The organism is Ruminococcus flavefaciens, from assembly GCF_900143025.1.
GTDB classification, from domain to species: Bacteria; Bacillota; Clostridia; order Oscillospirales; family Ruminococcaceae; genus Ruminococcus; species Ruminococcus flavefaciens_I.
The window spans coordinates 1-11,695 of the sequence record NZ_FRCT01000028.1; the positions used below are offsets into that span (position 1 = coordinate 1).

Below are 11,695 nucleotides of genomic sequence, written 5' to 3' on the forward strand. Positions count from 1 at the left end.
AATAATCAGCAGCAGAACAACGACTGGAACCAGTGGAACAACAACTGGAACAATAACAACAATAACTGGTGGAACGGCTGAAATTGATAAGGTATGCTCACTCTTTGTCCTTGATCCCCGGAGTGGTAGACAAAGCGATAGATCTGTGATATAATATCATTTGGTAAACACTGACGGCGATGCTCTATCATGGATGATCTGCCGTTATTGAGATAACAAGGAAATTTTATCACGGCTGCATTAATTTCAATTTCCATTACTCGCACCAAGGAAGCGTTTACCAATGGTAGACGCTTCTTTCTTTTTGATCCGAAATAAAAAAGGAGTCTTAAAAAATGATTTACACGGTCACATTCAATCCCGCAATAGACTACGTATTGCGCACCGACCGAATACAGCCAGGCTGTGTCAACCGCTCCGAGTCTGAGGAGATATTCTTCGGCGGCAAGGGCATAAACGTATCCGCTGTACTTGCCGAGCTTGGTATAAAGAGCAAGGCACTCGGCTTTACGGCAGGCTTTACAGGTGAAGCCATTGAGCAGGGCGTAAAGGATATGGGCATAGACGCTGATTTCGTAAGGCTGAAAAGCGGCAGCTCACGTATCAACGTAAAAATAAAGGCTGACAAAGAGACCGAGATAAACGGACAGGGTCCACATATCGACAGCGAGTCTATCGGGCAACTCATGGAAAAGCTCGATGAAATACAAGACGGCGACACCCTTGTGCTGGCAGGAAGCATACCAAACAGTCTCCCCGACGACATATACGAAAAGATACTTTCAAGGCTGTCAGACCGTGATATAAGGATAGTTGCCGACGCAAGCAAGCGTCTGCTCATGAATATGCTGAAATACCGTCCTTTTCTCATCAAGCCCAATAATTTTGAGTTAAGTGAGATATTCGGCGTAAATATAACCACCTACGATGAGATAGTTGAACACGCAGTAAAGCTTCAGGCTATGGGCGCAGGGAACGTTCTCGTATCTATGGCTGAAAAGGGAGCTGTGCTCCTTGACGAAACAGGCAAGCTCTACAAATGCGGAGCCTGTACAGGCACGGTCAAGAACTCTGTAGGCGCAGGCGACTCTATGCTTGCAGGCTTTATCGCAGGCGTTTCCGAGGGCTATGACTACGCTCTGAAGCTTGGTACAGCCTGCGGCGGTGCTACGGCTTTCTCGGACGGACTTGCAAAAAAGGAACTCATAGACAAGCTTATGGAACAGCTCTGAAGGGAGGACATCAATGGATATAAAATATCTCAGACTACTTGCAAAGGAGTACCCAACTATCGAAAGTGCCGCCAGTGAAATAATAAATCTGTCAGCTATACGCAGTCTCCCAAAGGGTACGGAATACTTTTTCAGTGATATGCACGGCGAATACGAAGCCTTCCTGCATATGCTGAGAAGTGCCTCGGGCATGATAAAGATAAAAATAGACTTAGTCCTCGGAAAGACCGTTTCCGCCCGTGACCGCGAACAGCTTGCGGAGCTCATATACTACCCCGAAAAGGAGATATCACGCCTTACAAACAGCGGCGAGATGTCCGACGAATGGAAAAGACTCAGCATCTACAGGCTCATACTCGTATGCGAGGCAGTTTCCGCAAAATATACCCGTTCACGCATCAGAAAGCGCATACCTAACGATATGGTATACATACTTGACGAACTCCTCAACGTCACTGATGACGTAAACAAGGACTACTACTACGACGAGATAATCAGCGCTATCATCAGCACAGGCATTGCCGAGACCTTCATAATCTCCCTGTGCAGGCTGATACAGTCCGTGTGCATAGACAAGCTCCATATCATCGGCGATATCTTCGACAGAGGTCCCCGTGCGGACATTATCCTGGACGAGCTTATGAAGATGCACGATGTTGATATACAGTGGGGCAACCACGACATCTCATGGATGGGTGCCGCCGCAGGAAATCCTGCTCTTATTGCAAACGTTATCCGCATCGCTATGCGCTACAACAACTTCGATGTGCTTGAGGACGGCTACGGACTGAACCTCCGCGCACTTGCCGTATTTGCAAGCGAGACCTATGCAGGCGACGACTGCAAACGCTATATTCCAAGCACTCTCGATGACAATATATACGACCCTGTTGACCTCGACCTTGCGGCAAAAATGCACAAAGCCATAACCGTTATACAGATGAAGCTGGAAGGTCAGCTCATTGCAAAGCACCCCGAATGGGAAATGCAGGACCGCGACCTTTTCGGAAAGACCAACTTCAAAGCAGGCTCAGTCACCATAAACGGCAAGATACATATGCTTCTTGACAAGAGTTTCCCTACCGTTGACCCTGAGTCTCCTCTCACTCTTTCGGAGGGTGAGGCAGAGCTTATGAAGGTGCTTACAGCGTCCTTCCGACACAGTGAAAAGCTCCAGAGGCATATCCGCTTCATTTACGCAAAGGGAGCAATGTACAAGACCTGCAACAACAATCTCCTTTTCCACGGCTGTATACCTATGGACGAAAACTGCCAGCTCCAGAGCGTCAGCATAAAGGGCGAAAAATACTCGGGCAAGGCACTCCTTGACAAGCTGGGCGAGCTTGTAAATCAGGCATATTTCGGAAACGGCGAGGACAAGGAGTTTGCCAGCGATTATATGTGGTATCTCTGGTGCGGAGCAAAGTCTCCTCTTTACGGCAAGGACAAAATGGCTTTCTTTGAGCGCGGACTTCTTTCCGATAAGTCGCTGCACACAGAGAATTACAACGCCTATTATACATTCTCGGAAAATGCAGAGGTTTGTATGTCCCTGCTGGAATTATTCGGACTTGACCACGAAAAGGGTCACATCATCAACGGTCATGTTCCTGTAAAAATAAAGAACGGAGAAAGCCCCGTAAAGGCTGACGGAAAACTTTTCGTCATCGACGGCGGTATTTCCAAAGCTTACCAGTCCACAACAGGAATTGCAGGCTATACCCTGATATACGACTCACACAGTCTCAATCTTGCCGAGCACAAGCCATTTGTGGCTGGCGAAAGCGGCAATACTCCGACAATACACCTTGTCGAGAAGCTTGACCGCCGTGCGAATATTTCCGACACCGACAAGGGCGAGGAGATAGTTGACAAGATAAACGACCTGCGCCAGCTTCTTGAAGCCTACAAGGCAGGCGCTATCAAATAGCTTGTAGGGGCTGGTGACTCCCTGTAGTACAGGGAGATGTCCGAAGGACAGAGGGGCGCGGCTCCTGTTGGGAGTCCTCGACGTCCCGCTACCTTTCTATAATAGGGCTGAAAAAGACTGAAATTCAATGGAAAACCGTTGATTATTGAAAAAGTATTTTTTATGTTCTGCGTTTTAAACAAAGTTTCACGCTTAGTTTTATGTATAATTACTATTGTCAGAGAGCGGCGTTGCGCCGCTCCCTCATTCAATGAAATAACAACAAAAATAAGGGCGCACATTGTGCGCCCTTTAATCATACATTACTCAAATTCGTATTCGCCTTCGTAATTCTTCTTGAACTCCTCGAAAACTTCACCGAGAAGCTTGTCATCATCAACTGATACAAAGTCGTCCTCCTCGGGAGTCTCACCCGGGATAACTTCAAGAATAACTACCTCATCGTCCTCATCATCGAATGGAAGAAGTACGGCATAAAGATGCTCTTTATATTCAACAGTACCGATTATCTCAAAGGATACCTCGTTACCGTCATCATCGGTGAGCGTGATATAGTTTTCTGCTGCTTCCTCTTCTTCAAGCTCATCGAGTTCCTTTTCGTTCATGTCACTCATACAGACACCTCCGCAAAAATAATATATCTCATTTTAACACATATCGCTGAAAATTGCAATAGCTCAGCCTATTTTTTCACGACGACTACCGTCTTTATGCCGTATGCCCTGAAAAGCTCTATGCAGTTACTGTCGATGACCTCACCGCTTGCAGCTATGGGTATTGCAGGCGGACAAGGCACCTTTACCGATGCGCAGATGCGTCCCTCAGCCTCTCCTACAGGTATCTCCTCTGACGGAGCAAAGGCGGCTTCGCGTATGGCTAAAGCCATATGCGGGAGCTTCGGCGTAATTATCGGTCTTATGCAGCTTTTCCGTGAAGCTCCCGCCACCGCGCTCTCAAGCGCGGCGCGAAGCCTTACAAAATCAAGGTCGGAAGAAAAAGGCGACATAAGCAGCACTACAAGCTCACTGTCCGCATATTCACATTCAACGCCCTCGGCACGGAGAAGCTCCGCAAGCTCTGTTCCGTCGAAGCCGCTTTCGGCAGCCTTTACCGTTATATGGAACGGTTCTCCCTCGGCAAAAACAAGCCTTCCTTTAAAGCTTTCGCGGAGTGCGACTATCTGCGGCAAAGCCGCAGCAATATCGCCTCGTATGCACTCGGCGATGTAGCGGTTGCAGAGGTCAAGAGAAGCCATGATAAGGTAAGACGGACTGGTTGACCCGAAAAAGCTCATAGCCTGTTTGAGCAGCGGCGCATACTCACTGCATGAGGTATGCAGCACAGCCGCTCCTGTCAGTGCAGGCAGCATTTTATGTGCAGAGTCGCAGCACAGGTCAGCTCCCAAAGCGATAGGGTGCAGATTTTTCTCAAAAAAGGCAAGATGCGCACCATGAGCATTGTCCACAAGGAGTCTTGCTCCATAGCGGTGACAAAGCTCCGCAAGAGCCGATATATCAGCGGTCTTGCCTGTATAATCAGGAGAAGTCACATAAAGGCAGGCAGGCTCAGCGCTTGCAGAAAGCACCTTCTCCACATCTGCAAGCGACAGCTCTCCCGAAAGTATCCCGCCGCTGTATTCGGGCATTATCCACGTAACATCAAGCCCTAAAAGAGCAGCGGCGTTGAGAAATGCACGATGCACATTCCTTGCGGCGATAACTCTGCGTCTCTCCATTTTCATCAAAGCCAGCATAGCCTGTATGCACAGTGTCGAGCCTCCTGCTGAAAAAGCCGAAGCCACGCTACTATAGAGCTCCGCAGTATTTCTCTCGCTCTCAGCGATTATGCCCTCAGCCTCGAAAAGGCTGTCTGCCCCCTTTATTTCAGTTATATCGAGAGAATAAAGGCCCTCCAGCTCCTTAACAGGAGCTTTTCCCTTATGTCCCGGCATATGAGCGCGGAGCACTGCCGATGAAGCGTATTTCACAAGAAAGTCATATATAGGTGTATCCATAGTCCCCTCCTCAGATGTAATATTGCAGTATCCTGAACATTCTCATACGTGCCCTTGACATCGCCGCCGAAACAGCCTGCGGCGACACTCCCAGCCTTTCACTTATATCAGAAGTATCAATGTTCTTAAAATAGTATAGCATAATTATCTCTTTTTGTCTCGGGGTAAGCTCATTATTAATAACTTTTAACAGTACACGGCGCAGTCTCTGCGTATTTCCCTCCTCATCTTTATCGCAGCCCAGTATGCGTCGTATGCCCTTGTCAGCCTCCCCGGTGAATGTATCTTTATAAGAGTTACGTTTCGACAATGCCTTCACGCCTCCTCTTATAAGCGGTAAGATGAGCTATGACCGCCTGCATTTCTCCATGCTCCTCATACAGCAGTTCTATACGTCGGTCAAGGTCAAGCTCCCTGACCCTGAGGATATTGCCGCTTTTCATAAGAGAATCACGCATTCTGGTCAGCTCTGAGATACGCCGCTTCACCATGAAGCAGCTCTTGGTGTAATCGTTGATAAGCTTGGTCATAGTTATTTGCCCCCTTAAAAACAAATAAAGAAGCACGAACAGCATTACGCTGTACCCTTGATAAGATAGCTTTTACGAACTAACGTTCTATTCCTTGTGATTATATTATAGAACATTCGTTCTGTAATGTCAAGGGCTTTTTTCAAAATCGTCTATTTCGACAAAATACGACAAATCACGACATAGTCAGGGCATAATTAAAGGGCGCACATAAGTACGCCCCAAAAATTATACAGTTCAAGGATACTCAAAGCCGTCCAGCTTCTGGTAAGATACAGCACCGTTATCACAGGTAACTTTTATCTCTCCTGTCTCAGTACGATCTATTATTTTTCCCCAATCGCCATAGCTTCTTATTATTATGCGGTAGTAATTTGTATTAGTCGAGAAATAAGTCCTGTACCAGCCGTCAATACCGTAATTCACAGTAGAATAAGTATCGGGATTATCTTTTATCTGATCTCTTCTGATATCAAACTTAGGCTCATATGAATATGCAACTTCCTTCCAGCCGCCATATTCAGTCTTTTTCTCTAAAAAGTATGTATTATGCCCTGTTCCGCCCGAGGTCTTGACAGTTATCGTTGCTGTTGCATCGGGACGCATATCAGCCTCAGTCCATGAGTTGATAAGCGCACTTTCTGTATAGCTTAAAACTGCGAGCGGAGGATAAGACACCTTAATAGGCTTACTCGTTACGTCCTTTCCTCTGCTATCTGTTACCTTACACTGCCATGTGCCTATTTCATCTACACCTATAATGTACCTCGTATAGTCACTCTTCTTCTTTCCGTCAAGCGTCCATTCATAGGTATAAGGACCCTTTCCGCCGCTTGCAACAACATATATCGTAGCAGTACCTGCATTATCTATGTAGGATAATTCATTCTGATAGTCTATGTAAAGCTTTCTGTATACCGTTACAGTGTTTGTATCTACAGACGATGATGTATGAGTTAGCTTTGAGCCGACCTTTTTTGTCGATCTGCGAGTTATCTTACAATAATAATTGCCCTTTGATGATGCAAGATGGCTTGATGATGTTGCATTTGGTATCTCTTTGCCGTCCCTGTACCACTGATAGCTTATTCTGATACTGGCAAGTTCTGAATCCTCTCTCCGCTTTTCCACCTTCAGTTCTACTTTTTCCCCGGGCTCTAACTCGTAATCCTTATCCTCAATGTAATACACCTTTCTCGTTTGCCTGAGCACCTGACCATTGATACTATCACTGACGCCGGATATTGCAGGCGGATCGTCCGCACTTGCTGTAATAGCCGTTGCACTGCACAGAAGTACAGCACTCGAAAGTAAACATAAAGCCTTCTTCAAAATTGATCTCATAAAATAAAACCTCCCTAAAATAAAATAATAAAACGTTCGGTACCGTAAACGTTTTTCACCCCAAAAATGAACGCCCCCATAATATGTGTTTATTTTAACACCGAGGCTTTATTTATACAAGATGCCATTTGTCACTATCCCAGTGACATTTGTCACTTTTTATTTAAAGCTATCATCACCGTACTGCTTCACAAAAACTTATATGCATAACAAAGGGGCGTACATTGTACGCCCCTACACTATCATTTAATTATCACTCAGACTGCTGCTCATCGTCAGAGTTTTCGGCATCGTTATTTTCATCTGAGACCGCATCTGTAACGACCTGCGGCTGAGACTCATCAATGTAAATGATATCATCATCGCTGACATTCTCATCTACGATAGGTGCTGCTGCGGCAAGATCCTCACGTATGCCGTCCGAGCAGGCACTGAGCCTTCTCATATCAATTATACCTGAACAGGTAACATCATCGCCGCTGCCCTTGCGGGTCATAGCAGGCAGGAATTCCGCAAGCTGACGTATTCCTTCCTCCATGCCGTTCTCCACTAAGGTAAGTGCAAGACCGCGGAAGAAGCCGAAAAGCTGCTCCTCGTTCCAGTATGAGTTTTCAACGCCGTCCGTACAAAGGAATACAGCCGCAGGCATAAGTCCCTTTGGCAGATAGAAAAATCTTGCCGAAAGAGCTGCATCGTCCTGACACATGGAAGTGGTAACATTCTCATAGCAGCGCGGATCCTCGGGAATAGGCGCATAAACATTGCTGTCGCCGTCAATGACAACGCATTTTCCGTCGCCTATCTGCATACCGAAGGCATAATTATCGGTAACTACCGCAAACACAAGGGTAGTACCGTATGCACCTATATAATCGCCCTCCTCGTATCTTGTACGATAGCCTGCGAATTTTTCGGGGATACGGTCAAGCTCCTCCTCGGTAAAGGGGTTGTCAAGGAAATCCTTTTCCGTAAGGTCATGCCAGCGGGCAATGATACTGCGCCACAGCTGATTGAAGAGCTGCTCGCGCTGACGCTCGTCTTTAAGTACCTCGTCAGCATCATCAAGCCCCTCCAAAAACTCCTTTACACATTCCGCAGCACACTCGACCGCATATTTAGAACCTCTGTCTGTACGCAGATAGCAGAGACTTCCGTGACCGTCGGCAGCTGCCGCAAATGAATAATTCTCAAAGTCACCGCAGAGAGAGCTGTCCTGGCATATAAGCTCACGGCTAAGATGAGAAGCTCCGATGCTTGTCTGAGCAAAGGAAGATAATCTCTCCATATTTTCTCCTTACCAGTCGGATTCGTCCCAGTCGGCAGTATTGGCATCGCTGAGCGCATCGTTGGTCTGAGTCTGAACGTCCTCAGCCAGCTTCTTGGATATCTCAACGGGGTCTGTATCGCTGTCAACAGTACTTGAATGGCTTGCAAAAACGCTTGTGATAACGCTTGCCTTTTCTATCATAAGTCTGAGCTGATCCTTGTTCTTTACATCGAGAACAGTCTCAGAGCTTCCCGAGAAGCGTGCAAGAACGTCCTTATCAGCATCATCACCGATAGCAAAAGCTATCTTTATGGAACGCTTGTACCAGTTGTTCTTCTTGAGTGCGTCAAGTCCGCTCTCCCAGTTATCTGTAGGACCGCCGTCACTGAAAAGGAGTATTACAGGCGGATATGCACCTGCGGCAGTCTGTAAAAATTCATTTCTCGAAAGCTTCTTGTCAAGCTCCTTGCAGGCAGCACCAAGGTCTGTAACACCGCAGGCTTCAAATGTCTTGAAGCGGTATCCCTCAGGGGATACAGGCTCGGGAGTTACCCACGAAGCACCTGTGGAGAATTCCAGTACTGCTATCTTTATCTCAGCGTCATCACTTTCGTCGCTTATTTCCTGTAAGGTCTGCATGACCTCCTCAAGAGCAGATTCTACCTGTCCTATCTTGCTTCCCTGCATACTTCCGGAAGTGTCGATGACATAAAAAAGTGTCATTACCTTTCTGACAGCAGGAGCGTAATCGTCTAAACCTGGCATGATGTATACCTCCGTTCAATATAATAACATAAAATAATTAACTGTTGTTAGTCTATATGTTATATTATACCATGAAATCTGCCTGCGGTCAAGTACTGCAAATGTTCACACAAATTTAACATTTATCCCCGTGACATATGCCTGCATATAATGTATAATGAGATTATAGAGATAGGAACGGAGGGATATGGCTTATCTGTAGCCGACTATGAGTAAACAAGAGATAAGGCGCTATATCTTTATAGCTCTCCTTGCTATAACAGTATGCGTTATCGTACAGAATTTTTATATATTCACAAAGCTGGTTTCTATACTTTTAGGAGCACTGAAGCCGCTGATGATAGGCTTTTTCATAGCCTACATCTTCAATATCGTGATGAATTTCTTTGAAAAGCATTACCTTCCCAAAAGCCAAAAGCCTTTGATAGTCAAAACGCGCCGCCCTACCTGCCTTGTGCTTTCCTTTACAATAGCTATAGCGGCGATAATACTGATAATGTGTATAGTGGTCCCCGAGATAATCAAGGCATTCGGCGTACTCTACGATGAGATACCGCCTGCCTTTACAAAATCAAAGGATTTCGTCATAGGCAAGCTCAATGAATATCCCGATATACAGGAGAAAATAGAAAATCTCGAATTTGACTGGGCAAGCATTGCAGGAAAGCTGTCAAAGGTCCTTACATCGGGAGTTGCAGGCATATTATCCTCTGCCTGGGGAATAATAGGAGGAGTAGCATCTACCCTCACCAACATCGTCCTCGGCATAATCTTCGCAATATATATGCTCCTGCGCAAGGATAAGCTCATATGCGACATAAACCGTTTAAGGCGTTTATGGTTCAGCGAGAGCTTCAACAATAAATCTTCTCACTTTATACACACTGCCAACGATACTTTCAAGAGTTTCTTTGTAGGACAGTTTATAGAAGCTATCATACTGGGTACGCTGTGCTTTATAGGCATGAAGCTGTTAAAGCTCCCATATGCCGCTATGTCGGGTACTCTTGTGGGAGTGACCGCATTTATCCCTATAGTCGGTGCATTCATCGGTGCAGGAGTAAGCGCGTTCATAATCCTTACGGAAAATCCCATGCAGGCACTTATTTTCCTCATTTTCTTAGTTATATTGCAGCAGCTTGAGGGAAATATCATCTACCCAAAGGTAGTGGGCGGTACTGTAGGACTTCCGAGTATCTGGACTCTTGCCGCAGTAACTATCGGCGGCGGACTCTTCGGTATCCTCGGTATGCTGTTGGGCGTTCCCCTTGCAGGCACACTTTATAAGCTTTCATTTGAAAAGCTTGAAAGCGCGGAAGCCGAACGCGGGATAGCTCCCACTGACGAAAAGCCCGTAAAAAAGACAAAGCAAAAGCCTAAAAAAGTAAGCAGAAAATAGTTATCTGTAGGGGACGGTGACTCCCTGTAGTACAGGGAGATGTCCGAAGGACAGAGGGTCGCAGCTCCTGTTGGGAGTCCTCGACGTCCCACAGTATACAATGAAATTACAAGTAACAATCTTTAGGGGCTGCCTTTGGCAGTCCGCAAGTGCGAAATTCACTACAAGCTAACGGCTTGCGGACGCGAAATGCGAGTCCCTACAATCTTAGTTCTTAGCTCTTAGTTCTAAGTTCTATTAAATGCACAAATTGCCCTAACAAGTTCACAACATTTTGATATCCGTAATTCACCGACCGCCGAAACGCTTCAATAATACGCTGAAGTTCAAAGGCGGTTTTTATGTCACGGCGCGGTTTTGTAATCTGATAAAACCAAAAACGCCATTTTCAGGCTGATTCAGGCAAATAGAGAGATTGACAAAAATTAATCAATGTGATAATATATCTATGGATAATAATTATGTTATAAAGGAGTAATGTGTTATGATCAATACATGGCCAAAGGAATGGGACGGCTTTACAGAAGGCCGCTGGAGCACCACTTCCGTAAACGTTCGAGACTTTATCAAGAAGAACTACACTCCTTACGATGGTGACGAGAGCTTCCTCGCACCACCTACAGAGGCAACGAAAAAGCTGTGGGAGCAGGTCATGGATCTTTCCAGACAGGAAAGAGAGGCTGGCGGTGTTCTTGATATGGACACCAAGATCGTTTCAACAATTACATCACATAAAGCAGGATATCTCAATAAAGACCTTGAAAAAATAGTGGGTATCCAGACGGACAAGCCCTTCAAGCGTTCATTGCAGCCCTTCGGCGGTATCCGTATGGCTCAGCAGGCTTGCAAGGAGTACGGCTACGAGGTAGACCCCGAGGTAGTTGAGATATTCACAAAGTACAGAAAGACCCACAATCAGGGCGTTTTTGATGCTTACACTCCCGAAATGCGTCTTGCTCGTCACTCTGCAATTCTCACAGGACTTCCTGACGCATACGGCAGAGGCCGAATCATCGGCGATTACCGCCGTGTAGCACTCTACGGCATCGACCTCCTTATCGAGGACAAAAAGCATCAGATAGAAACATCTCTCGTGAGAATGACTTCAAAGAATATCAGACTCCGCGAGGAGCTTGCTGAGCAGGTTCGCGCATTGCAGGAGCTCAAGGAGCTTGGCAACATCTACGGCTTCGATATCTCAAAGCCTGCCGCTA

Annotated in this window: 11 protein-coding genes; 4 read left to right on the forward strand and 7 right to left on the reverse strand. The window is 46.2% G+C overall.

Translation table 11 applies throughout. The features are described from left to right. Positions 1-335: 335 nt before the first annotated feature. Both pfkB and BUB28_RS16300 read left to right on the forward strand, forming a co-directional pair. A complete protein-coding gene (gene pfkB / locus BUB28_RS16295) occupies positions 336-1,232 on the forward strand; it encodes a 1-phosphofructokinase (RefSeq protein WP_072952565.1) in 897 nt (298 codons plus the stop codon). Between the two features lie 13 nt (positions 1,233-1,245). Beyond that, positions 1,246-3,162, forward strand: coding sequence for a fructose-1,6-bisphosphatase (locus tag BUB28_RS16300; protein WP_072952566.1), 1,917 nt, complete (start codon positions 1,246-1,248; stop codon positions 3,160-3,162). Positions 3,163-3,464: 302 nt separating this feature from the next. On the opposite strand, the gene BUB28_RS16305 is transcribed toward BUB28_RS16300, so the two are convergent. The 7 genes from BUB28_RS16305 to BUB28_RS16335 all read right to left on the reverse strand — a co-directional run bounded on the left by BUB28_RS16305 (position 3,465) and on the right by BUB28_RS16335 (position 9,082). Beyond that, complete coding sequence (locus BUB28_RS16305; protein ID WP_242940017.1) at positions 3,465-3,776, reverse strand: DUF1292 domain-containing protein; 312 nt, start codon at positions 3,774-3,776, stop codon at positions 3,465-3,467. Between the two features lie 68 nt (positions 3,777-3,844). Continuing rightward, complete coding sequence (locus tag BUB28_RS16310) at positions 3,845-5,176, reverse strand: aminotransferase class V-fold PLP-dependent enzyme (RefSeq protein ID WP_072952567.1); 1,332 nt, start codon at positions 5,174-5,176, stop codon at positions 3,845-3,847. Between the two features lie 10 nt (positions 5,177-5,186). Further along, entirely contained in the window at positions 5,187-5,495 is a 309-nt protein-coding gene (locus tag BUB28_RS16315; protein ID WP_242940018.1) for an RNA polymerase sigma factor, read from the reverse strand. After that, the gene (locus BUB28_RS16320; protein WP_072952569.1) at positions 5,473-5,706 is read right to left on the reverse strand and encodes a hypothetical protein; all 234 of its coding nucleotides are present in this window, start codon (positions 5,704-5,706) and stop codon (positions 5,473-5,475) included. The genes BUB28_RS16315 and BUB28_RS16320 overlap by 23 nt, the downstream gene beginning before the upstream one ends. Before the next feature lie 237 nt (positions 5,707-5,943). Next, positions 5,944-7,050 carry a SprB repeat-containing protein gene (locus BUB28_RS16325; protein WP_072952570.1) on the reverse strand — a complete coding sequence of 369 codons (1,107 nt, stop codon included), beginning with the start codon at positions 7,048-7,050 and terminating at the stop codon, positions 5,944-5,946. Between the two features lie 253 nt (positions 7,051-7,303). Beyond that, on the reverse strand, positions 7,304-8,335 hold the full coding sequence (locus BUB28_RS16330; protein WP_072952571.1) for a PP2C family serine/threonine-protein phosphatase: 1,032 nt from the start codon (positions 8,333-8,335) through the stop codon (positions 7,304-7,306). Between the two features lie 9 nt (positions 8,336-8,344). Continuing rightward, entirely contained in the window at positions 8,345-9,082 is a 738-nt protein-coding gene (locus tag BUB28_RS16335) for a vWA domain-containing protein (protein ID WP_072952572.1), read from the reverse strand. A 208-nt stretch (positions 9,083-9,290) separates the two neighbouring features. Here BUB28_RS16335 and BUB28_RS16340 point away from each other — a divergent pair, with 208 nt between their 5' ends. After that, a complete protein-coding gene (locus BUB28_RS16340; protein ID WP_072952573.1) occupies positions 9,291-10,481 on the forward strand; it encodes an AI-2E family transporter in 1,191 nt (396 codons plus the stop codon). A gap of 484 nt (positions 10,482-10,965) precedes the next feature. Further along, positions 10,966-11,695 (forward strand): pyruvate formate lyase family protein (locus BUB28_RS16345; protein WP_278291552.1); only part of this gene is annotated, 730 nt, incomplete at its 3' end.